Source organism: uncultured Sphaerochaeta sp., from assembly GCF_963676625.2.
In the GTDB taxonomy this organism is placed as follows: Bacteria; Spirochaetota; Spirochaetia; order Sphaerochaetales; family Sphaerochaetaceae; genus Sphaerochaeta.
Genome location: NZ_CAXXYB010000013.1, coordinates 156,469 through 179,929, shown reverse-complemented (window position 1 = coordinate 179,929; position 23,461 = coordinate 156,469). Strand labels below are relative to the sequence as shown.

Annotated in this window: 21 protein-coding genes; 6 read left to right on the top strand and 15 right to left on the bottom strand. The window is 43.8% G+C overall.

All coding sequences use genetic code 11. From position 1 onward, the window contains the following. Nucleotides 1-126 precede the first annotated feature (126 nt). Together ACHZBG_RS17200 and ACHZBG_RS17195 are read right to left on the bottom strand one after the other, a co-directional pair. Nucleotides 127-1,527, bottom strand: coding sequence for a radical SAM protein (locus tag ACHZBG_RS17200; protein WP_320130698.1), 1,401 nt, complete (start codon nucleotides 1,525-1,527; stop codon nucleotides 127-129). Nucleotides 1,528-1,962: 435 nt separating this feature from the next. Beyond that, on the bottom strand, nucleotides 1,963-4,065 hold the full coding sequence (locus tag ACHZBG_RS17195; RefSeq protein WP_320130697.1) for a DUF5054 domain-containing protein: 2,103 nt from the start codon (nucleotides 4,063-4,065) through the stop codon (nucleotides 1,963-1,965). 86 nt (nucleotides 4,066-4,151) lie between these two features. Between ACHZBG_RS17195 and ACHZBG_RS17190 the strand changes: the two genes are divergently transcribed. The 3 genes from ACHZBG_RS17190 (at nucleotide 4,152) to ACHZBG_RS17180 (ending at nucleotide 6,978) form a co-directional block, all read left to right on the top strand. Further along, nucleotides 4,152-5,057 (top strand): AraC family transcriptional regulator, encoded by a 906-nt coding sequence (locus tag ACHZBG_RS17190; protein WP_320130696.1) that lies wholly within the window; start codon nucleotides 4,152-4,154, stop codon nucleotides 5,055-5,057. A gap of 214 nt (nucleotides 5,058-5,271) precedes the next feature. Next, nucleotides 5,272-5,661 (top strand): hypothetical protein, encoded by a 390-nt coding sequence (locus tag ACHZBG_RS17185; protein WP_320130695.1) that lies wholly within the window; start codon nucleotides 5,272-5,274, stop codon nucleotides 5,659-5,661. A gap of 24 nt (nucleotides 5,662-5,685) precedes the next feature. Continuing rightward, nucleotides 5,686-6,978, top strand: a complete 1,293-nt coding sequence (locus ACHZBG_RS17180) for a CehA/McbA family metallohydrolase (protein ID WP_320130694.1) — start codon at nucleotides 5,686-5,688, stop codon at nucleotides 6,976-6,978. A gap of 39 nt (nucleotides 6,979-7,017) precedes the next feature. Here ACHZBG_RS17180 and ACHZBG_RS17175 read toward each other — a convergent pair whose 3' ends face one another. The 10 genes from ACHZBG_RS17175 to ACHZBG_RS17130 all read right to left on the bottom strand — a co-directional run bounded on the left by ACHZBG_RS17175 (nucleotide 7,018) and on the right by ACHZBG_RS17130 (nucleotide 18,039). Next, a complete protein-coding gene (locus ACHZBG_RS17175) occupies nucleotides 7,018-7,731 on the bottom strand; it encodes a hypothetical protein (protein ID WP_320130693.1) in 714 nt (237 codons plus the stop codon). Beyond that, on the bottom strand, nucleotides 7,728-8,411 hold the full coding sequence (locus ACHZBG_RS17170) for an ABC transporter permease (RefSeq protein WP_320130692.1): 684 nt from the start codon (nucleotides 8,409-8,411) through the stop codon (nucleotides 7,728-7,730). The genes ACHZBG_RS17175 and ACHZBG_RS17170 overlap by 4 nt, the downstream gene beginning before the upstream one ends. After that, nucleotides 8,408-9,253 carry an ABC transporter ATP-binding protein gene (locus ACHZBG_RS17165; protein WP_320130691.1) on the bottom strand — a complete coding sequence of 282 codons (846 nt, stop codon included), beginning with the start codon at nucleotides 9,251-9,253 and terminating at the stop codon, nucleotides 8,408-8,410. Before ACHZBG_RS17165 ends, ACHZBG_RS17170 begins: the two co-directional genes overlap by 4 nt. A gap of 9 nt (nucleotides 9,254-9,262) precedes the next feature. After that, nucleotides 9,263-9,853 (bottom strand): TetR/AcrR family transcriptional regulator, encoded by a 591-nt coding sequence (locus ACHZBG_RS17160; protein ID WP_320130690.1) that lies wholly within the window; start codon nucleotides 9,851-9,853, stop codon nucleotides 9,263-9,265. Nucleotides 9,854-10,357: 504 nt separating this feature from the next. Then, the gene (locus ACHZBG_RS17155; protein ID WP_320130689.1) at nucleotides 10,358-11,338 is read right to left on the bottom strand and encodes an oligopeptide/dipeptide ABC transporter ATP-binding protein; all 981 of its coding nucleotides are present in this window, start codon (nucleotides 11,336-11,338) and stop codon (nucleotides 10,358-10,360) included. Then, nucleotides 11,328-12,383, bottom strand: a complete 1,056-nt coding sequence (locus ACHZBG_RS17150) for an ABC transporter ATP-binding protein (protein WP_320130688.1) — start codon at nucleotides 12,381-12,383, stop codon at nucleotides 11,328-11,330. The genes ACHZBG_RS17155 and ACHZBG_RS17150 overlap by 11 nt, the downstream gene beginning before the upstream one ends. Before the next feature lie 10 nt (nucleotides 12,384-12,393). Further along, on the bottom strand, nucleotides 12,394-13,518 hold the full coding sequence (locus ACHZBG_RS17145; protein WP_320130687.1) for an ABC transporter permease: 1,125 nt from the start codon (nucleotides 13,516-13,518) through the stop codon (nucleotides 12,394-12,396). Continuing rightward, on the bottom strand, nucleotides 13,518-14,528 hold the full coding sequence (locus ACHZBG_RS17140; RefSeq protein ID WP_320130686.1) for an ABC transporter permease: 1,011 nt from the start codon (nucleotides 14,526-14,528) through the stop codon (nucleotides 13,518-13,520). Before ACHZBG_RS17140 ends, ACHZBG_RS17145 begins: the two co-directional genes overlap by 1 nt. Nucleotides 14,529-14,596: 68 nt before the next feature. Then, on the bottom strand, nucleotides 14,597-16,639 hold the full coding sequence (locus ACHZBG_RS17135) for an ABC transporter substrate-binding protein (RefSeq protein ID WP_320130685.1): 2,043 nt from the start codon (nucleotides 16,637-16,639) through the stop codon (nucleotides 14,597-14,599). 56 nt (nucleotides 16,640-16,695) lie between these two features. Beyond that, nucleotides 16,696-18,039: a sulfatase-like hydrolase/transferase gene (locus ACHZBG_RS17130; RefSeq protein ID WP_320130684.1), complete on the bottom strand. Its 1,344-nt coding sequence runs from the start codon at nucleotides 18,037-18,039 to the stop codon at nucleotides 16,696-16,698. A gap of 287 nt (nucleotides 18,040-18,326) precedes the next feature. Here ACHZBG_RS17130 and ACHZBG_RS17125 point away from each other — a divergent pair, with 287 nt between their 5' ends. The 3 genes from ACHZBG_RS17125 to ACHZBG_RS17115 all read left to right on the top strand — a co-directional run bounded on the left by ACHZBG_RS17125 (nucleotide 18,327) and on the right by ACHZBG_RS17115 (nucleotide 19,896). Further along, on the top strand, nucleotides 18,327-19,367 hold the full coding sequence (locus tag ACHZBG_RS17125) for a substrate-binding domain-containing protein (protein ID WP_320130683.1): 1,041 nt from the start codon (nucleotides 18,327-18,329) through the stop codon (nucleotides 19,365-19,367). A 60-nt stretch (nucleotides 19,368-19,427) separates the two neighbouring features. Further along, a complete protein-coding gene (locus ACHZBG_RS17120) occupies nucleotides 19,428-19,589 on the top strand; it encodes a hypothetical protein (protein WP_320130682.1) in 162 nt (53 codons plus the stop codon). 91 nt (nucleotides 19,590-19,680) lie between these two features. Beyond that, nucleotides 19,681-19,896: a hypothetical protein gene (locus ACHZBG_RS17115; RefSeq protein WP_320130681.1), complete on the top strand. Its 216-nt coding sequence runs from the start codon at nucleotides 19,681-19,683 to the stop codon at nucleotides 19,894-19,896. Here ACHZBG_RS17115 and ACHZBG_RS17110 read toward each other — a convergent pair. The 3 genes from ACHZBG_RS17110 to ACHZBG_RS17100 form a co-directional block, all read right to left on the bottom strand. After that, nucleotides 19,885-20,370: a transposase gene (locus ACHZBG_RS17110; protein ID WP_320130680.1), complete on the bottom strand. Its 486-nt coding sequence runs from the start codon at nucleotides 20,368-20,370 to the stop codon at nucleotides 19,885-19,887. The two genes, ACHZBG_RS17115 and ACHZBG_RS17110, sit on opposite strands and share 12 nt — an antisense overlap. Before the next feature lie 300 nt (nucleotides 20,371-20,670). Continuing rightward, nucleotides 20,671-21,906, bottom strand: coding sequence for an ATP-binding protein (locus ACHZBG_RS17105; RefSeq protein ID WP_320130679.1), 1,236 nt, complete (start codon nucleotides 21,904-21,906; stop codon nucleotides 20,671-20,673). A 424-nt stretch (nucleotides 21,907-22,330) separates the two neighbouring features. After that, a complete protein-coding gene (locus ACHZBG_RS17100) occupies nucleotides 22,331-23,458 on the bottom strand; it encodes a glycerate kinase (RefSeq protein ID WP_320130678.1) in 1,128 nt (375 codons plus the stop codon). Between the last annotated feature and the right edge of the window lie 3 nt (nucleotides 23,459-23,461).

Genomic DNA, 23,461 nt, shown 5'->3' with positions numbered 1-23,461 from the left:
GTTTTCCCGGATTTTCAGATGAATTCAGGGGTTTGCCATTGCCTCATAGCTTAATGCAATTTATGCAATAAAAGCCCTTCTCCGCCAGTATTGCGAAAAAGGGCTTTTGCTTCTTGAATTGGATGGCTATGCGTTTTTCTTGGCTTTTTGAGATGCAGTCCAGAGTTCATCTGCTACTGGGGTCCATTCCTTTGCATAGTCCTTGCATTTGGCACAAAGATGATCGACGCTTTCAGGAGAAGCCAAGTCAGTTGACTTTGCTCCGGTTTCCTTGACCATTCTTTCCAAAAATTCAGGATTTTCCAGCATGGGGCAAGGTCTGAGCATATTGTCGTTGAAAGCCTGGTTGTCGTGATACGCTTTGAACAGAGGCTGCTTCAAGGCTTCCAGCAAGGACACTTCCTTGATATTTGCCGTGGAGTAGTGAATGAAGACACAAGGTTCAACATCGCCATTTGCATTGATGTGCAGGTAGTTTTTGCCTCCGGCTATGCATCCACCGACAAATTCACCATCGTTTTGGAAATCCATGGGGAATATCTGGGTCTTGTTTTTCATGCTTCTGATTTCCCTGATCCTATGGTACATATAGGTACGTTGTTCGACTGTGGGGATCAAGTCCACCGAAGCGTCATTCCCTACTGGCATATAATGGAAATACCAAGAGAATTTGCATCCCTTCTTGATGATCAAATCCAAGAATTCATCAGAGACAACTGTTTTGTAATTCTTGCTTGTATAACAGATCGAGGTGCCGAACAAGAGTTTGTTTTTCTTCAGCAAATCCATGGCTTCCATGGATTTGTCGAAAGCTCCTATTCCTCTTCGTGAATCATTTGATTCCTCGAAACCTTCGATGCTCAGATTCAGGAACAGGTTGCCTGCATCTTTCATGTCCTTGCAGAAAGCCTCATCGACCAAGGTCCCGTTGGTAAAGGCGCTGAAGATACAATTCTTGTGTTTTTTGCAAAGCTTGATCACGTCGTCTTTTCTGACCAGCGGTTCTCCTCCTGTCATCATATAGAAATAAATCCCGAGTTCCTTTCCTTCTGTTACGATCTTGTCCATGTCTTCAAAGGAAAGGTTCAATTTATGTCCATATTCTGCCGACCAGCAGCCAGTGCAGTGTCTGTTGCAAGCGCTGGTAGGGTCAAAGAGAATGACCCAGGGAAAATTCAAGTGATACTGATCTCTCAAGGTCCGAGCTCGCTCCAATCCGCAATAACCTGCTTCGAATCCCAGATTGAGAATGAAGGTTTTTAAAATCTTCGGGTCAAGGTCATTGAAAAGGGAAGTACCGTATTTCAACCATTTTGAGTCAGGATCGTTTATGAAACGCCTGAAGTTAGTGTATGCGTTGCCCGAATCCGTGTAGGTTTCATCATGTTTGGTTGAGGGCATATATTTTTCAACCAAGTCGATGATATCCAGAATTCCTTTCTGTGGGTTTTTCTCGATATGTTTGGATGCATAATCAATACCGGCTGAAAGGGCCAACCTCTCTGCGTTGTGTTTGATGGTTGCCATGTAGTCGCCTCCCGTGTTTTCTAAAGTACAAAACAATCTATTATTATAGAGTTTGTACTTCTAGTCATGAAAGTGCAATTCGCAACTTGTGAATAATGTCCCAAATATGGACACTATATGAATATTGTAGCATATTTTCAGGAAGAAGCAGGAGAATTTAGAGAAAAAACTGTAGGTCTGAGGTTTTTCTTGTCATGTGATTGTCAATTCTAGGGGAATATCTGTACTGATTGAAATATCCCATTCCAAAGCACACCAAGAATATCTTTCAAGGTATTTGTTGCTTTGAAAAGATTTTGATGACCATAAATTATCAATTAATTTTATACATGGCAGATAAGAAAAGTCAATGATCAAGGTAAATCAAATTGTTTTCGATTCCAGGGAGTCTTTGGGGCAAATGGAGTTACGGGAAGATCTGGTGCAAAACTACCATCATGGGGCGTTCTTGCTAGGATCTCTCTCTCCATGATTGGTGTTCCACTCTATTTCGAACCGGGTCCTTCCATCTTGTTCATACCATAGAGGATGATTTGTTCCCCAAATATTATTCTGGATGATAAAAACATATTTACCATTGTTTTGTGCAGGAAGATTGTCATAGGCAAGTATGGCTTTGCCCCCGATCGATACCAAGGGCGAGTCGAGGGGGGTGAGGCTCAGATCATCATGTTGGATGCAATCGACGCAATGGATACTTCTGGCTCCATTTGATACAGTCCTGTCTGGTTGCAGGGCATACCCAAGTTTTATCATTTTCCAATTGCTATGGGCCGGACGCCCCAGGTCAAACGAAAAAAGCATGCTTTCAGGTAATCGAGTAGCCTTTTTATCGAACCAATCGAGTGCTATCCTTACAGGGAGTCCGTTTTCATTGAAACTGTATCGCAAGGTCAATTTCCTGGGAGCGCTTTTCGGTGCCTCGGCAAGTTGTCCAAGGGATATGATCACTTCATTCTTGCGCAAGATCCTTTGTATTGTCCTTGGAAAATAGGTTTTATTTTGAACTGGAGGTTGGACTGTTTCCATGCCTGGTTTTCCGAAATCGGGCCATATCCATATTTTGTGTTTTTCGAAATCCCTGTTGTAGTGCAAATTATAATACAGGTAATCCTCAGCGCTGAAAATCTGATAGTAAAAGGCTCCGAAACCCTCGCTACAAAGAATTTGCAGATTGTTCTCATCTTTGATGGACATGATTGCTCCTGAATCGGAAAAAATGATGGTTTTTCCAAATAAGTGAAGCGTGTTGGTGTCGGAAAAGTCTTTATCCCCTGTTTCCTGGCAAAAAGGTTCAGGAATCAAATCCTTCTCAGCTTTTAATGCACGGGTTTTTAGATAGGGGGGGAGTGTCTTCAATGCAGAATCAAGATAGGCTCGTTGTTCCTTCCAGGAGCTCTCGAAAAATGAGTATGTCAAGGCGTGGCGGTCAAGCATCTTGTCCTTGAAAATCGAAGCGACCTCTTTTTGGGTGAATTCCTCTATGAAAGCGTAGGCTTGCGGAATTGCCTCAATGGAAATCTTGTCTTCCTTTCTGGCTTTTTCAAAGTCCTTGATGTCCCAGTTTTTATAATCAGGAAGGTATTTCTTCATATCCAATCCCCAGGTATGTTCCGGTATCATTAGCAATTGTCCCATGAATTTCCGGTACGTTACACTGTTTTTGGAGAATAAACCTTTTTGAAGCCATTTTCTCGAGATGGAAAGGAATAATCGATATCGTGCCAATTTGTAAGGATCCGAGGCGATTCCATGTATCCAGGTATCCCCAATTTCCTTGTCCAGAATAGGAAATGCGTCTTTCAGTGGTAGAATTGAACGTGCATAATCATCTAGGGACGATGCGACGATCCTAGCTCCTGGATACGTATGTTCAAGTTTTGTATATATCATTTTGATTTCCGCGACCGAAGGGGGACCCGAATTATCAGCACTGTTTTCAATGGCCAGGATACTGTTGGAACCAGGAAATAATCCCTCCCCCCCATAGCTGGCACTATACTGGACAAGAATTTCTTCCCCGCTTGGAGCTACCCACCTGAATATAGGTGGTACATCAGGGATTGCCGAACCTCCGTTGATCCCTATATGGAGAAACTTGATACCGCTTTTTGCCAGATACGGAACCATGGAAAGCGTATGTCCGGGGACATCTGTCATTTTGGCAGCTATCGTATCGAATCCAAATCGGTTGTCCAAATTCTTTCCTATGGACAGTGCATATTCGAGTAGGTCAGGTGTCATTGCCTCTGTGTAGGTAGTGAAGGGTAATCCGTGATAGGCTATATCCTTGTTCTGGATACTTTTTTCCAATAAGGTTGCCTGCTCCGGTGTAGCGTTTGTCAGATAATAATCAACAAGCCAGGAACCAACTGTCCAGCAAAGCCTTTCTTTTGCACCTGATTCCTTGAGCAGCGAAGAAGTATGTATTGCATTGGGTATGAATTGTTCCATATATCTGTGTATCGTTACTGAAGAGAGAGCCGTGAATCCAATATCGAGGTGCGTTTTATATACTAGATAAACAGTTTTTTCCATTTTCTTGCCTTTCCCTTATATCACTTGTATGTCATTGCGCTTGCACTTTTCAAATTCCTTCTGCATACTAAAAAAAGAGGCAGTTTGTGGAACTCGATTATAAAAAAGCATCCAGGCGTCTTTCGGAGTTAAATATCAGTTGTGAAATCAATGGTTTGACGATTGATGTCCAATGGTTCCGTGTTATGCTTAAAAATAGGGAATGGAGCATTTCCCGTCATGCCCATTCCAGCTATGAATTCCATATCATAGCGCAAGGAGATTGCATCGTAGAAACCGACGATGGTTCTTTTTATGCAACCGAAGGAACTGTTTTCCTTTGTGGTCCCGGGGTGTACCATAGCCAGAAATCAGGTAACTGCGAGAATTTGATAGAATTCAGCCTTGATTGCAAGTTCAGGACCCATAAAGATGCAGAAAGCAGTCATATCGATCTGGTAGACCTTTTCAAGACGACTCCTTGTTTGCCCTTCCAATGTGATCCTCATATTCTTGATCTTTTTGGATCAGCTTTGAAAGAAGCGCTGAATCAATCGGCAGGGTATGATATAATCATCCAATCAATTGTTCCTTGTATCATAGTGGCTTTGGCAAGGACCATGGGTTACTTGAAACAGGTTCCCAAGAGCACGGAGCTTAACAGAACCAGGATGGATGTCATCGCTGATTTTGTTGATGATAATATTTTCAAATCCCTATCACCGGCCGATATAGCAGGGTTCTTGAATTTAAGTGAAAAACAAATATCCAGGGTGCTTATGGCTGCTGAAGGTGTATCGACCAAAAAATTCATTACCGTATCAAAAATCAATAAGGCAAAACAGTTGATGGTTGAAGAGAACTATAGCATCGTTGAAATTTCAAATATGTTGGGTTTTTCCAATACCTCCCATTTTACCAATGTATTCAAGGCTCTGGAGAACATTACTCCAGGAGTCTATAAAGAGAAATACAAAAGCAAACCAATTGCCAATCATGTGTCCATAATATAATACAAGTCTTATATCTGTAAATAAGTATTGTCTACTATTTGCATGTTACAATAGTATTATTTTTAATAATTTTACATAAAAAATTAATAAATATATAAAATATATAAAATTAAACAGTTTTTTCTATTTTTATATATTTTTAATAAAATTATTGTTGTCTAAAATTTGCAACTAGCATTATACTCGTGATAGCTACTCATAAAAGGAATGCATTATGGATACTTCTTCTAGCAATGATTATAAAAACACCTATCAAGGGAATATCTTTATCAATGATAATCATTTCAGAATGAATCCTTTTATTCGACCGATTTCAGCTATGAGTGTTGCAAAGGCAAAAGAATTTTTACCAAAACCTTCTTGGGAAGGCCATGATGAATATATCGGAATGTGTTGGAAAACTTGGGGCTTGGACTTTTCTCTTATTCATGAACTCGGGCAAGGTAAACGTTGCAAATGCCATGGAGCTTTGAAATTTTACATTGATTGTTTGCGTGGAACAAAACCGTTGATGAGGCAGAAATGGGATTTCCTGTACTGGTTTGAAGGTTTTATTCTTGCAAAAAGGATGGGAAACAAAGCCTTGTTACCTATTGCAATGTAAAAATACCGAAAAAGGAAAGATGCTATGAAATATGTATTTACACTAAGCTTTACCCAAGAACAGGAAAGAACCTATAGGGAAATTCCATTTTCTGTACCTGTTGATGCAGATTGCATTCGGGTTTGTTATTCATATTCCAGGTTCAAGGAAGAAATTCATGACAAAGATTCCACTAAAACAGAAGTCAATATAATCGATTTGGGATTGACTGATCCTTCGGGAGTATTGCAGGGTTGGTCGGGATCGGAGAAGAATGAGTTTTTGTTTAGTAACTATGAGTCAACCCCTGGATACCGCCAATCCAAAGTGGTCGAGGGGGAATGGAAGATTGCCTTGGGAATTTATAAAGTAACCGAGCAGGTGTCTGTTTTTCTTGAGGTGGAGGTTGTCCTCAAGGTCTCCCGTTGGCTCAAAGGTGATTTCCATATGCACTCCATCAACAGCGATGGACGTTTTACGGTACATGAGACTATTGAAATGTGCAAGAAAGCCAATCTGGACTTTATTGCATTGACTGATCATAACAATACAGAGCAAAACACAGAAATCGGAAGGCCAGAGGGCATTACGGTAATACGAGGGATGGAATGTACCAATTATCGGGGACATGCAAATTTTTTCTATCCTGAGGGGATTTCCTATCTTGGATGTAATCTACTCCCGAATTCAATAGAAGCAATGCACAGGATACTTTTGGAGGCGCAGAGCAAAAATGTTGTGATTTCCTTAAACCATATAATGGATGTGCATTGTCCTTGGACGTTTGGGTTTGATGATATTCCGTACGATATGGTGGAAGTCTGGAATGGTCCTATGAAGCAATCGGAGATGGATGCGATTGCCTGGTGGCATAACCGGCTAAAAACGGGTATGCATCTCAGTGCTATTGGTGGAAGCGATACGCATAAGACTGAATTGTTCAGGACCCATGGGACTCCAATGACTCTGGTATTTTCTCAATCCAGGGATCCCCAGGACATCTTGATGGCGGCAAAGCAAGGTAGGGTCGTTATTACCTATGCACCCCAAGGACCGACCTTGGATCTTCATATACAGAACTATGGTATTGGTGACGAAATAGTTTTTGAACATGGGCTTGAAGGAACGTTTGTGGCAGATGGATTACGAGAGGGAGATACTGTTGTTCTCATTGATAGTAACGACAACCGGACACTGTATGCAACGAGGGAAGCTTCTCGGATACAGAGAACCTTTATAGTACCCGAGAGTAAGTTCGTCCGTGCCGAAATCTATCGGATATTGCTTGATAAGGAAATTCTTGTAGCGCTCACCAATCCCATCTATATCAGAAAATAAGTAAAGCTTTACTATGAAAAAGGAGTTTTATTGGATGGATCAGGTAAGTTTTGTCTGAAACTTCCTGTAGATTCCAACTATTGCTGCCATTGAAAGCAGTAAGCCAGGTACCAAGAGATTGAAATTTTCTTCCAAGGCATATCTGGCTATCCAGTAGGAAGGCAGGAACGCAAAACAATAACTGAAGCCGGTATGGAGGAAAAAAGGTATGGGGAAACCGAGCATGAGCAGGCCAGAAAGCTTGGCTACTGCCATACCCTCCACCTTGTTCCTGGAATAAGAAAAGACCAACAGTGCCTCGATGATGGCGGACAAGCTTGAAAGCAAGGTTGTCCAGACCTGGGCCTTTGCAGTCCAGTCAGTCAGGGAAAAACCTTTGAGCAACAGCAATGATAATAAACAGGAAACAAGGGCGGGCAATCCCAACCGGGAGATTAAGTATCCTTTTTTTCCTAGAGGGGTGACCGAAAGATAACTTGAGAGGTTTACGTCATATTCTTCCAACATTACCATAGCTGAGGCAAAACAAAACATGAACGGGGTAAGCATTCCCAGCATGAGGTCAAAGAGCAGGTAATACGGGGCGAGAATCGAGCTTGAGCCAAAGTAACTGCACAGTAGAAGCTCCACCTGTGGTATGCCGAAACGGAAGAAGAAGGCCGCAAGCAAGGAAGCTAGGCAAACGATGACAAGCATGCTGTCCTGCAGGACTTGGCGAAGAAACATGACAAAGGATTTAAGAATGGGTTTCACTCTTTGTTCCCTCCCTGAGAATGGAAATAGGTTTCCATTTGTTTGGTTGCAAGACGTATGATTCCTGCATTCCAGGCCAATAGCACAACTATTGCCAGGAAAGGGTGGTTGCCATTGCCACACAATTCCAATATGCAGACACCGGGGTGAAGCAACAAGGCAGGAATCTTCCAGCCAAAAAGATAGGCAAAGGCAGGTAGATTGATGACAAGTTCAAAGGGAATCGTGAGTACTATGAATTGATTGAGGGTTTTTGCCTTGGTTGCCACTAGCAGTCCGATTGCCGAAAAAAGGCACGAGCCCAGAAATACACCCAAAAAAAAGAGAAGTGGGTTTTCAATTCCGGTAGCAGAGAGGGCAATGCAGAATCCGACCAGATTAGAGAGCAAGGCAAGGGAACCTAGTTTTGCAAGAACATATTCCACCGGTTTAACCGGTGATACTGCAAGGCTTTGCAGTGTTTGCTCGCTCTTTTCGAGAAGCAAGATTGCTCCCATGAAAAACAAGCCCATTGCGGCAGGGTCCGAGAAAACCATGATGAGGGCAACCTTTTGTTTCCAAGCCTCAGGAACTATTCCCAAAAGAAATATATAGAAAAGAGAAAATATCAGATAGAGGAAATAGAATCCGTATTTCCATTGGAAACGGATATCGCCAAGAAGCAGGGCCTTGATTCTCATTGAAGTTTCCTTCCTGTCAATTCGGTAAAGATATCATTCAAGGTAGGCTCGCTGCTATGAATTGAAAGGAGCTTGTTTTCCTTGATCAAGGTTCCCAGGAATTGGTCGTCACCTGTATTTTCCAAAGCAGTTTCCCGACTCACTTCCTTATCTTCAAAAAGATATGAATATACTATTTTCGAGGCTCCCCGTTCCATGATGAGATTTCTGGGAGAATCAAGGGCACGAATTTTTCCATCGACAATGAAGGCTACATGGTCGCAAAGTTCTGTAGCATCATACATATTATGGGTGGTGAGCAAAATTGTCTTCCCTTGTTTTTTCTGGGAGAGGATCATGTCTTTCATGACCCTGGCATTGGAAGGATCGAGTCCTGAGGTAGGTTCATCCAAGAAGAGCAACAAAGGGTCATTGACAAGGGCCTTGATGAAATTCAGACGAGATTTCATTCCCTTGGAATAGGAAGCGACTTTCTTGTTGGCTTCAGTGAGCAAGCCCACACTTTCCAGCAAAGGATCGAGAGGGAGGGTGGTCTTGTAGAGAGAAGCAAAGAATTTGAGGTTTTCTTTTGCAGTCAACTTCTCATACAAACTAGGGAATTCAAAATCAACACCAATGGTTTCATAGAATTGGTGGTCGTGGTTCTTGATCTCGATGCCGTTGACCTTTGCAGATCCTTTGTAGTGTGGCAACAAGCCGGTCAAGATTTTTTGCACGGTACTCTTTCCTGCCCCGGAGGGTCCAAGAAAACCAAAGATTTCCCCTTCCTGAACGGAAAAATCCATCTGTTCGATGAAAGGTTTATGGGTATAACTGAATTGAAGTCCCTGTACGGCAATCATGGAAACCTCCTAGAATAATTGGAGCACTATACCGTTGATCATCAGGTACAGGGCTTTGTCGAATACTGCTTCACCAATTTCCTGTTTATGAAGCAGGGAAGTGAAAATTGCACGCAGGGCAGCGCTGGATACTTCCACCGATTCCTTGGTTGCCGGGATGTAAAGCAAGTTGAGAAGTTGTTCCACACTGAAGTCATCTTTTTGCGCATGGGCAGATACGATCTCTGGGGGTAACTTGCGCATGAGCAGTTCCAAGTCTCCACTGGCAATGAAAGAGGGAAGGAAGGTTGCATCAATTGCCTTATAGAGGCTGTAGATGAAATCTGTTACTTCCTGTGCTTGCAAGGGACCTTTTGCTTGTTGTATCTGGGAAAGCAAGGTTTGTTGAAAGGAATCGTGCAGATCCATGAGGATGTCAAAGAACAAGAGTTCCTTGGAATCATAGAAGAGATAAAAAGTCCCCTTGGGTATATGTACCCGTCTAACCAATTCATCCACGGTTGTTTTTTTCATTCCGTAGAGACCAAGACAGATTTTTCCCTCTTTTTTGAGTTGGTTCCTTATGGCAAGTCGTTCATGTTCTGAAAAGGTCTTTGGCAAGATTCTCTCCTATAAGAATATATTTGACTAAATATATATTAATAGTCAATATATACTGCATGGATCATTTCCTTGTCAATAGAAAGGTTTTATTTCTAGGATATTTGCCAAAAAGGAAGTTAGAATTACGTTCTTGCTTGTGATGGTTTGCTTAATTTATAAGGGCTAATCTGCACCGTGTTGATAAATACACGTTGAAACAAAACCAGCTAGAGCCTTGTACTGATGAAGCAATTTACAAAGTCAGATTGTTGGATGGTTGCGATGTGATAGTAGTTTTTATCCGGCCTCTGTCCTCTTGCAGAGGACTGCCACATGAAGAAAATCATATCGAAATCCAGGAGAAGGACTCCTTGGAGTGATATACCTGACGCTGCAGAGCTTCAGATTCTCATAAATGAATGCAACCAGCGCAACTACAGCAAAAAGGGGTATACCCTTGAACCAGGAAAGGTAGGAAGAAAAAGATTACGTTGTTTTTCATTGTTTTCTTCCTACCATCATTCATGCTTTCTGCAGGTTTTTGTAGTTCCAACAGGCAACAAGTCTTCCCCCAACGTCCTCTAAGGGTGGTACATCATAAGTACATTTTGCAGTTTTGTATCTGCATCTGGGATGGAAATGACATCCTAGCGGCGGATTTGATGGATTTGGGACCTCGCCATTAAGCATTATCCTGTTTACCTTGTAATCAGGATCCGGCTGAGGCGCCGCACTAAGCAATGCCTGAGTGTAAGGATGTAACGGATTTACAAAAAGGCTATCAGTTTCAGACATTTCAACGATGCGTCCGAGGTACATGACAATGACCTTGTCAGAGATATACCTGACAACTGAGAGGGAATGACTGATGAATATGTATGTAAGTCCGTACTCATCCCTGAGCTCCTTCAGGAGGTTGATTATCTGTGCCTGTATTGAAACGTCAAGAGCGGATACTGCTTCGTCGCAAACAATGAGTTTTGGTTGGAGAATCAGTGAACGTGCTATTCCTATTCTTTGGCGCTGACCTCCAGAAAAGGCATGCGGATAACGTCTGAGCAGGTTCTTATTGAGTCCTACTTTTCCAGCGATATCGTCAACCGCCTTCTTTATTTCATCCTTTGTGTACCCGCTCTTGTATGTTAACGGCTCGCTGATTATGTCAAAAACGGTCATTCTGGGATCGAGACTTGCATAGGGATCCTGGAAAATCATCTGGATTTCACGCCTGTAATTCCTCAGCATGGCACCCTTGAGTTGAAGAAAGTCAACTACACCGCCATCCTCAGTATGCAACAGGATTTGACCGCTGGAGGCCTCGATTCCACGAGCTATGCACCTACCCAGGGTTGTCTTTCCGCAGCCGCTTTCACCGACAATACCTATCGTTTCTCCCTGTTTGACTTCAATCGAAACGTCATTCAAGGCATATACCGGTTTTTTTCCTGAAAAGTACGTCTTTGTAAGATTCTTTACCTCTAAAATGATTTGCCTAGAATTCATTTTTCGCTCCTCCTTCAAGGATACATTTGACGAAATGTCCATCATTAACCTCAAGGGTGTCGATTTTTCTGCAGTCACAAATCCCCTGCTTATGTAGCGTACATCTGTCATAGAAACCACAACGGACGGGGAAATCAATAGGAATAGGAACCGTTCCTTCAATCGTGAAGAGTTTATCATTGGAATTCTGGTTCATTTTCGGCAGTGAACGAAGGAGGCCTCTCGTATAGGGATGTCGCCCATCTTTGAATATCTGCCGTACGGAACCAGTTTCTACGATCTCTCCGAGATACATGACTGCAACCCGGTCACACATGCTGGCTACAATTCCAAGGTCATGCGTGATGAAAAGGATGGACATGTTGTATTCCCTCTGGAGCTTGATCATGAGCTCGAGTATCTGGGACTGGATGGTGACGTCAAGCGCTGTGGTTGGCTCGTCTGCAATGAGTAGTACCGGATCGCAACAGAGCATCATAGCAATCAAGGCCCTTTGCAGCATTCCCCCGGAAAACTCGTGCGGATATTGTTCAAACCGATTTTGCGGATCTGCAATTCCAACCTTTGCCAGCATTTCTATTACACGTCTCTTCGCCTCGTCTTTCTTCGTTTCAGGTTCATGGATCAATATGATCTCGGAAATCTGATTTCCTATCGTAAATAAAGGTGAAAAAGCTGTCATGGGCTCCTGAAAGATCATTGCTATCTCCGTTCCTCGTATAGAGCGGTAGAGTTCACCGTCTTTGTCCAGATCGAGAAGATTGATCACCTTTCCGGATTTCGTCTGGTAAAGAATCCTGCCACTCGAAGCGCAGTTGCTGGGATTGATTCCCAGGATTTCCTTGCTGGTCACGCTTTTTCCGCATCCGCTTTCACCTACCAACCCAAGAGTTTCCCCTTTTTTAATGGAGAAATTTACTCCGCGTACGGCATTGAGCATATCAGCCTCGATGCGAATATTTACCTTGAGATTTTCCACTTCAAGGATGTCCTCGGAATTCTTAAGGACAAAGTTTTCTTTAAGTAAGTTTTTTTTCTTTATCATATCACGGTCCTCATTTGTATGGATCTGCGGCATCCCTGAGACCGTCTCCAAGGAAGTTGAACGAAAGGACTGCAAGGAATACGAAAATCATCGGAATAAGCTTCCATGGATAGAACATGATGGTTTCCAGCTTGTTTGTTTCCTGAAGTAGTACACCCCAGCTTGTTGCAGGAGATCTCAGTCCGAGGCCAAGGAAACTTAAGGTTGTTTCACCCACTATGAGACTTGGAATCGAGAGCGTCATGTTAATGATAATGTAGCTTAAAAAACTTGGAATCATATGTCTAGTGATGATGGACTTTGCAGGGGCACCTGAAATACGGGCCGCCATTATGAAGTCCTCCTTCTTGACCGACAAGAACTTGCTTCGAACCGTTCTGGCAAGATCAGGCCAGGAAATCAACGATAAAATGACGGTCATGAGCATGAAAACTTGAGCAGGTTTCAATGTTGGAGGAAGAGCTGCAGAAAGAGCCATCCAAAGTGGTACGTTGGGGAATGATCTTATCACTTCAATCAGCCTCTGAATCACGTTGTCGATCCAGCCGCCGAAATATCCTGCAATGGAGCCTATGAGAAGTCCTAAGAATACGGTCAAAATCATCCCAACGACTGGAATAAAGAGTGAAATCTGGGCACCAAGAAGAATTCTTGAGAACAGGTCTCTTCCCATGGAGTCTGTTCCAAGAAGGAAGACAACACCATCACCTTCCGCTTCAAACAGATGGAGGTTGCTGTTGATCAGTCCGAACCACTTGTATTCGTCGTTCGTTCTTCCATGAGCAAAGAACTTGATGATGTAGATATTGTCCTTATCCTCAGTGAATATGTTCATGAACGTTTCGGGGTCCCTGACACGCTTAAGACCGTAGACAAAAGGACCCTTGAACTTTCGTTCATGAAAGTAGTGGACCTTCATGGGACCGCAATTGGCGTAATTACTGTCATAGTGCTCCGTTCCCTGTGGGGCTATAAAACTGCTTAAAAGCGTACATGTATAGAAGATTATTAGCAGTATTCCGCTAAATACAGCTAATTTGTGCTTGCGAAACTTCTGGCCCATAAGCGTCCACTGGGATGCATAGAAATAATTTGTTGTTGATTTTAATTTTTTCTTTGAAATTGCCACAATCATCACCCCATGAGATATTCTTGTCTGGTTCTTGGATCAAGCCAGGCAAGGAGAATGTCGGATATGAAGGTTCCTATGACGGTGATTATTGCCATGAGAAACAGCCAACTGCCGGCAAGATACATGTCCTGATCCATCAAGGCATCGTACATAACACGTCCCATGGAGGGTAGGTTCAGGACTATGGCAACAATCGTCGTACCGGTGAAAATGTTTACCAGTGACCATCCTATCGAAGCGACGATGGGATTCAATGAAGCCCTCACACAGTATTTCATGCGTATTGCTTTTGCCTTCATACCTTTTGCGCGTGCGGCAAGAACGTAGTTCTTTCCAAGCTCATCAAGCATCTGTCCGCGCATCTGACGCATAAGGCTGCACGTGTTCATAAGCCCTATGACAAGTGTTGGAATGATGCAGTGTTTAGCAAGGTCAAGGAACTTGACAAACGACCACGGGGAATTCTCCATGCCTGCAGAATAAAAACCGAGCATGGTGTCCCCTGTCAGTTTGAATGCAATAAACATGAAAACGATTGCAAGGAGGAAGTTTGGAACCGCCATTCCTATAAAACCTATGCTGGTGAATAGGTAGTCTCCTACAGAATACTGATGTACAGAACTGTAGATTCCAATGGGGATTGCTATCAGATATGTGATTGCCATAGTAAAGAGGGAAAGTGTCAAAGTGGGCCAGATATAGGCCTTAATAACCGTCCCTACCGACATTGACAATGTAAACGAGTACCCAAAGTCACCATGGAAAAGGATTTTTGAAATCCACCTCCAATACTGGACGAGGAAAGGTTGGTCCAGGCCATATGTTACGGTAAGCTGTTTTATCACATCTTGGGAAACTGATACACCTGCAGCGGTCATCTGACCTATGTAGGTTGTCAGAAAGTCTCCAGGAGGAAGAGTGATAATGAAGAAAACGCAGAAGGAAATTGAAAGAACAGTGATTAACATGATGCCTAGTTTTTTCAAAATGAAACGAATGAAGTTATTAATCATTTTTATTTCCTAATATCAAACGGAACCTGCCGGCTGTCAGGCCGGCCAGATTCCCGGTAAATTGGAATTTATTTCTCAATGAACCATGTGTATGGTTTAGCATTTCCGTAGAAACGAAGTTCATCACAAGATAAGAAATTGGAGTCAAAGTTCTTCACCTTATTGCTCATTGCAGTGTACTTGTACGGATTGCTCAGGTACCCTACGATCCATGTATTCTCATACATGCTCTGAAGAAGCTGGTCACCTGCCATCTTGGTAGCTTCAGTCGTCTTGGCTGTCTGGAGTTTGTTTGTAGCATCAACAACTTTTGCAATTTCCGTCCCCGCCGTTGGAGTAAGGGCCGTCTTGTGTTCCTGTCCGTAAAGACCAATCCAGCAACTGATGTTTCTATTTGAACCGAGGCGGTCAGGACGTACCGACGCATTGAAGACATTGAGCAATTCTTCATATATTGCCATGACCTGGTCACCGGTGTAGATTTTTTCGTTCCTTTTTGGTCTTGAAGTGTTGGATGACTCGATAAGTTGGATACCAATCACCTTATAGTACTGGGCTAGAAGAGCAGCAGCTGCACTGGAATTGTTGGTTGCAGTGGTATCGAGGATGATTGTCACCGCCTTGCCTGCGTTTGCTCCGTCTACAAATTCTCGATAACCGTCTGAGTTACGTGTGTTGGAAATTGAAGTGATACCATCAAGAAGTTTGTTTGCAGTTTCAGGATCGTAATTCGTCCATTTCTCCGTTGCTCCCTGGATGTGCTGGCTGTTGCCTACAGGAGCTGCACACTGCTGGATCACTGCAAGTCCGTTGAAGAGGATTTCGTTCAATTGATTGCGGTCTGCCGCAATAGAGAGGGCATGACGGAAATCGATCTTACTGAAGAGGTCTGCATATTGTGCATCCTTATAAGTCTGGTTGAGCTCGATAGAGCAGCATGTCCAGTTCGGCATCGGGCTTGTGTATACGGTATAGCCTCCAGTCTTTTCACCTGATTTATAAGTTGGGAAATCTGAGAGTTCAACAGGTGCCATGTCAAGGTTCTTTGCGATGATTTCCTGGGCATAGAGCTTAGCATCCATCTTGACCATTTCCACGATGTCAATGTACGGAAGCTGGCGGCCCTGGGCGTCTGTCTTCCAAAAGTACGGGTTACGTTTGAATGTCAGGGTCTGGTCGTTCAAAGAGGAAGTGATGCTCCAGGCACGGAGTGTCGGACGTCCGGCGTACTGCCAGTAAAGATAACCGAGCTGATCACCGAGTTTTGCATAATTGTCAAAGTCATAGAGGGAATTCTTCGCCTTTGCGTTCGCAACTGCCTGAGTCTCGGTCGTATCCTTGAGGCCTGCGCCGCCAAGAGCCTTAACATCACTGATCCCGCTCCAGTGAGGCTTAGATGAATTATACGCCACTATCCCGTTGTAGAAGTGCTTCGGAGCGAACATCCACTTATTGTCGATAGCCATTGACTGGAGAAGCAACGGTTTTGGACTATAGAGCTTAATCTGGAATGTCGTGTCGTCAATCATGGTTATGATTGCCGGCTTCACAATTCCATCAGCTGGATCTTTAGACTTGTACCAGTTGTAGTAGTTGCCATTGTAGGAAGATTTGACTATTCCGGTTGCATTGTCAACACTCGTTATAAGCATGTAGTTATAGTAGAATACACAGTCCTCCGCTGTGAACGGTTCACCGTCAGACCATTTCATTCCCTTTCGAAGATGGATAGTCCATATAAGACCGTCGGTACTGACGTCATAGCTCTTTGCTACGTTTGGTGTTACACCGCCATCTTCAGTCAGTCTGAATAACGGTTCTTCACAGAACGGACCGTAATCCCACATTCCATCGTTGTTGCGACGGAGGGTCCCCCCGTACTGTAGGTTTTCAGGTGTCTTGTCCGTTTCCACCATGATGTCGGAAACGACCGGCAATCGGTCTTCAAGCTTTGGAAGGGCTCCGCTTGCAACCAGTGACTGCAGCATCGAAGATTCCTTGGCATCTGCAGAAGTTGCTTTCACTGTTGTCGTAGGTTCTTTTGAACCATTGGCAAAGACCACAGTAAGACATACGAGCATGATTACAAACAATGTTGTAATTTTCTTCATGTTTTTCTCCTTTTTTAATTTCCTCGGTTTTCAAGCACAAGCTATAAACCGCTGATTTATGTAATGTTTTTGTTCCTACGAGACTTATCCTCCCACGTCTTTTCTATTCCGGTCCTCCAAGCTTCAGCTATTTGCCGAAGGTCTTCGGCCATATCTGGCATTTCATCAACTAGGTTGTGAGTTTCTCCCTCATCCTTGGATAAGTCAGTGAGGAATACTGGCGCTTCCACATCAGACTTCTCCACAAGCCTTCCATTGAGTACCAGTTTGTAGTTTCCATGGCGAACCGCAGTTTGGTTCTCCATTTCCCAGAAAATATAATCGTGAGGAGACTTTGCACCATCTTCAAGAACAGGGAGGATATCAGTTCCGTCAATCCTGTATTGATCGGGGTTTCCCCCGGCAAGCTTCAGCATCGTGGGAAAAACATCCATAGCAACACATGGTTCATCTATCACCTGGCCTGCTGAAATATGTTCCGGCCATGAGAAAATTCCGGGAACCCGTATTCCACCCTCAAAAAGGCTGAACTTGTTTCCCTTCAGGCTTCCAGGCATGCCGCCATAGTAGGGATCTGGTGTTCCGTCCATCCAGTTCCTTGACTCCCTTGAGGGTCCGTTGTCGCTTTGGAAGAACACGACTGTATCTTCAAGGATGTTGCGACGTTCGAGTTCATCAAGGATATCGCCCACGCCGTCATCCACCGCACTGAGCATTGCAGCCATGATGCGCCTGTCCGGAGGAAGTTCCGGAAACCTGTCTAAATACTTCTTTGGAGCATGCAGGGGATAATGCGGTGCATTGTATGCAACGTAAAGAAAGAAAGGTTTGTCCTCCATGCTCATTTCCCGAATTCTCTCCACGGACTTTTCAGTTACCATCTCGGTAAAGTACTCTCCGTTATCGTAGATTGCCTTATCGTTCTCCCAGAGGTCATGGGTGGGATTCGTATTACCGTCCGCCATGGACCAGTAAAATATGTGCGAATAGTAGTCGATACATCCTGCCATGAATCCGTAGAAGTAGTCGAATCCGTTCTGGTTGGGTCTACTGTCATATTGCAATCCAAGATGCCACTTACCCACCAGGGATGTGGAATACCCGATATCCTTGAGTGCCTGTGCTATGGTAGGCGTCTCTGGAAGAATGCCGGAAGCCTTTCTGTGGCCGGAGATTATTGAACGCACACCTGCGTTTGCAGGATAGCAACCCGTAAGAAGAGATGCTCTTGACGGAGAGCATACCGGACAGTTTGAATACCAGTTGGTGAATCTTGCCCCGCTGTGTGCCAGCCTGTCTATGTTTGGAGTCCGTAAATCCGTGGCGCCCATGCACGACAAATCCCCATAACCCTGATCATCAGTCATTATTACAATAAAATTTGGTCTATTTTTTTTCACAACCCACCTCTTTCCTGTTCGGCCGCAGGTCTACGGTCTGTTTTTGCAAGTATTATGTGTGCAATGCACACTAGGTACCATTGGTTTTTATTATACTATGGTTTTTTTAGTTTTCAAATATTTTTATGCAAATATTTATTTCTATATTATATAACTATTTAATAATTATAAAAAAACAATAACCCACTTGCTTTCTAGTACCATATAGGTTACTATCAAAGTGTGCACAAGCACATTTGAATGTGAGCTTGTACCCATAATACAGAAAGAATATAAAGGGGTAGCATATGATACTTACAATCCAAGACATTGCAGATCTGGCCGGGGTTTCAAGGGGAACTGTGGATAGGGTGATACATAAAAGAGGCAAGGTCGATCCGAAAGTGAAAAAGAGGATAAATGCAATAATCTCTGAATATAACTACAAACCTAGCATGACAACACAACAGATTTCGTTGAGGAAGCAGAACATAAAGATAGGATTCATTTCCAAGACAGACCAGTTTGGATTCTGGTCCATTGTAATCAGAAGTATGGAGGATGCGGAACGCGAACTTGAGCAATACGGAATTACCGTGGAAAAAAGATTCTTCGACTATTGTTTTCCAGAAACCCAGCTTAAAATTATCAATGAAATCATGGATCTCGGAATCTCAGCCCTTGTCATAGCACCTCTTGATGACCCAAGCATTGCATCAAAGCTCAGCCAGATACGCGATTCCGGAATTCCGATAGTGCTTCTCAATACAGAGGTAAAGGAGTTCGAACCCATGTGCTACATCGGAAGCGATTACTACGTAGGCGGAAGCACCGCAGCAGGGCTCATCAACAGTTTTTCAGGAGGGAAAAAACTCAACATCATGGTTTTTGGGGGGAACCAGTTCATGACAAGCAACACATTACGTAGCCAGGGCTTCGTTGATGAGATGAAGAAATTATCTCCTGGCAGTACCATCTACACGGTGGAGAACCTCACCACGGATGTGGATTACGCATATCGTCTGGCATATGACCAGTTGGTATCCCATCCTGAAACTGAAGCCGTCCTTACGATTCCAAATACGGGAGCTTCCGTTGCAAAAGCCATCAAGGATATCGGAAAGGTAGGCAGAATAATTCATGTTGCCTACGGGATGACCGACTCTACGCGACCCGGAATCCAGGACGGTTCAATCAGCGCAATAGTCGGCCACAGGGCGGAGCAGCAAGGACGTATACCGTTCAACATTCTCCTCGATTATTTTCTTTCAGGCAAGTTGCCGGAATCGAAGCGGATACTCATGCTGAACGACATATTTATCAAGCAGAATTCAATCTTCTCCAGATAAGGAAGCTCTTCTGGAAGAAACAACCTGAACAATCATCGAGCACATAGACAAGGGTACTCAATGAAAACTATAAGGATATCTTCAACCATGAGTGCTGTGGGGCTTGCCGAGTTTGACGTCCTTGGTGATTTTATTGTAGGACTGCTGATAGTATTTAAGGAGATTCTCACATTCCTCTCAACTAGATTTCTTACTTCTTTGAAAGAGAAGTTGTTGTTGTAGATGGTTTTATTGGTAACTGGGGCGTACTTACTGATGCAGACTGTATGCGTAAATTCGATCCCATTTTTATCAAAATAGATTCTTCCCTATAATGAGTGGCGTAGGATACGGTGAAAAAAACAGACGGACCAGTGAGGAAGCGGAGGCAAGGACGGAAATCCTTGCAAAATGGGATACGTTTCAAGACCAAAAAGGCAGGAAGGCACAATTTCTGCAAGGGGAAGAACAAGAAGGCAGACACTGGCTTTGTCGAACTGGAGAAACCCTTGCCAATCCCATCCAAGGAACAGGAATTCTACTTGATTAAAAGCACCTCTTCCAGTGGCCTGTTGCGGAACTCCGTCACCTGGCTGTCCAGCTCACCGGTGATGTTGCATACCTGGGTGGCGCTGATGCCCTCGATCCCGATGGCCTTGGCAAGGCGGTCTATCTTCCTGGTGGAGACCCCGTTGGTCCAGGCTTCCTGGATGACATTGATCAGTGCCTGTTCGCTCCGTTTCTTCTCGGTCACGAAAAAGGGGACATACCCCTCGTTGCGGAGCTTCGGGACCAGCATGTACAGTGTCCCCAGCCTGGTATCGAAACGACGGGAGCGGTATCCGCTGCGATAGGCCTGCCGTTCCTTCTCGTGGGTACCCTTGGATGCATTGCACTTCTGCTCCACCTCAAGTTCCATCATCTGGTTGGTCATCCACTGGATCATTGCCAGCAAGGGATCCTCTGCATCCTCGAATTCCAGTAGTTTCATTGCAAAAAACATGCTATCATTGGTTTCGGTCATTGGGTAAGTCTCCTCCTGTTGGTGTCGTTATCAAACAGTATGGAACTCCCAGTGACCTTTTTCAATTCCAAATTGCAAACTTGATTTTACACTACCCGGATGGAAGCTTGGCTGAAAGATGTACGATAATTTCAATCGATTGTACAACCTTGGGACATCAGACTGTGAATTCTTTATAGTGATGTGAAATCCCTTGGACTATTGGAGACTGCCATAATCGATTTATCTATTTTTAGAGGTGTTGGCTAAAAGGAAAGTTAATAAAAGTTTAATGATAGCCTATGATAAGATTCTTTTTCTTTATTGTACTTCCTTGAGCCAGTGTCTGAGGCTGAATACCTTGATCCCATCCTGCATCATACCATCCATAGAGGTATCAGCAGTTATCATGAAACGAGGGTATACATCCCTGGGTATCAATAAATTCCCGAATTCTGTCTCCGTCTTTTCCTTTGTCTCAAAACGCTCGCAAACCTGGAGATACATTTTTTTCTCTCCCTTGGTAGCAATGAAATCTATTTCTTTGCCTTTTGGGCCTCTGCCGGTAGTGACTGTATAACCGTTCTGTATTAGAGACAGATAGACAACATTTTCCGTCACTTTTGCCCTGTCCGATACCTTGAAGCCTCCACAGAGGTGGTTTCGCAACCCCAAATCCTCGTAGTAGTATTTGGCAGAGATATCCAGAAATTGTTTTCCCTCCAAATCATAGAAGGAGGTCTGATGCACTAGGTAAGCTCTGCCGAGCGTCTCCAGAAAAGAAATTATCGAAGGAACAGTAATACTCATGTGTTGGGACTTCATATACTTCGAAATTGAGTTTGCCGAGACAGGACTTCCAATATTGTCTGCCAAGAATCGTACCAGAAACCGGAACAACTCTTTGCTTGAACCCTTATGAGCATTCAACACGTCATTGAGCAGTATTGTCTCCTCGACAGTGTTGAAATAGTCTTGCACCAGTTCATGATCTTCCAAAGATATATGGCAGAGGTAGGGGAGTCCTCCGAGGCGGAGGTACTTTCCCAGGCTTTCTTCCGAATCCTCCAGATTGTGGAAGGAAAGAAATTCCAAATACGATAGTCCATGTATCTCCAACTCTGTATACCGCCCGGAAAGCAAGGTTGCCAGATCACCGCTGAGAAGGTGACTGTTGCTGCCTGTCACATAGATATCGTATTCACCATGCTCATACAAGGCGGATAAAACTTGCTCAAAACCATCAATTTCCTGGACCTCATCCAGTAATACTACTTTATGGGTATCGGTATCCTTGAACTGGGAGACAATATATTTGTAAAGATCCTTGCTGCTGGTTCCTATAGGAAGATCGAATCGATCCTTTGGTATGTTGATACTGACAATTGTTGCCTTCGGATCTTCTTTTTGTATTTCATCGATTACCTGGAACAATAAATAGCTCTTGCCCACACGTCTTTGGCCAGTGAGAACCTTGATGAGGCTACTGCCTATATGGGGTTTTATACGGTTCATGTACATAGGTCTTGTAATGTAATCGGGATGTTCTATTTTCATGACAATAGTATTGCATCAATATTAGTTATTGTAAAGTATACTTTATACCAGTATGAAAAAACACCGTTGTGTAAAGTGTATTTTAAACCATGTTATGCTATCAAGAAAATCCCTTCCGCGGATGAAGCACCAAGAACATCAGGTATCCAATACTTTCGCTATCTAGTTTTACCTAGTCGATGAGTAAAGTAGTGCGGTTAGTGGTAGTTTGCTCAGCTTTGCTGAAACGCAAAAGTTTCTATATGTATCCTCTGCAAATTACTGCATACAGAAAGGCATTGCCTGCATGGATACAATTCAATTAACACTTCCTCTCTTCCAAAGAAAATTCGGGAATTAAGGTCCTTTAGATTAGGGTACTTACGAATACCTTATTGTTGGGCAACAGGTATTCGCTTCAGAACCTTTTTCCATGCTTATTTTTTCAGCATCGTAATTCCATGCAAGTCCTGATGAGGTGAAAAGTCCTGAAAGCGGCATCTTCGGTAAGTTCCAACGACCTTGCCATTGCCTTTTCAAGAGGCATTGCAGCATTGGTGGTGCTTACGATTGCATTGATGCCGAGTTCATAAAGACTCTCGGTCCCGTTTCCGATATCCCCGGCGAAGGCGATTACCGGAACGTTGTACTTCTTGGCCAGTTTGGCTATCCCAACAGGAACTTTCCCGCATTTGCTCTGCCCGTCGATCTTACCTTCCCCTGTAAAACAGAGGGTGGCACTTTTCAGGGACTCTTCCATGCCGATGACGCTCAAGACAAGGGCGATGCCGCTTTCCAGCTGAGCATTTGCAAACGTCATCAAAGCAAAGCCCAGCCCACCGGCGGCCCCGGCACCAGGATAATCAGCAAGTTCTTGTTTTTCCATAATTTTGGAAAAGGTGTCCATGGCACTGTCAAGGATTGCTACCATTTCGGGTGTAGCACCTTTCTGGGGGCCATAGATCGCTGAGGCGCCATTGGGACCACAAAGAGGATTGTCTACGTCGCAGGCAACCCGAATCTTGGCGTTTGCGAGGGCAGGGTGCATCCTTGAAGTGTCTATGCTTGCTATGGAGGAGATGTTTTTTCCAGTAGGAATTACAATAGTTCCCTCTTTATCATAGAAGAGAGCTCCCAAGGCGGTTGCCATGCCAATACCGCAGTCATTGGTGGCACTGCCACCGATACCTACGATAAGATCGTCGCAGCCCTTTTGAAGTGCATCAAGAATGAGTTCCCCTGTTCCAAGGGAAGTAGTGTCCATCGGATTTCTCTGGCTGATTGGAACGAGCGGCAAACCGCTGGCAGTGGCCATCTCGATAATTGCCAATTTCCCTCTTCTGAGATAGGAAGCCTGCCTCTTTTCAAAAAGAGGACCATGAACGGTTATCGTTACTTCTTCATCTCCCTCTTGCTGCAGGGTTGCAATAAGACCTTCTCCTCCATCGGCTACCGGGAATTTATCACAAATTACCGTTGGGTCGACTCGATGGATACCTCTCTCCATTGCCTTGGCAACCTCAAGAGATGATGCGCTACCTTTGAATGAGTCACTTGCTATTGTAATTTTCATGCT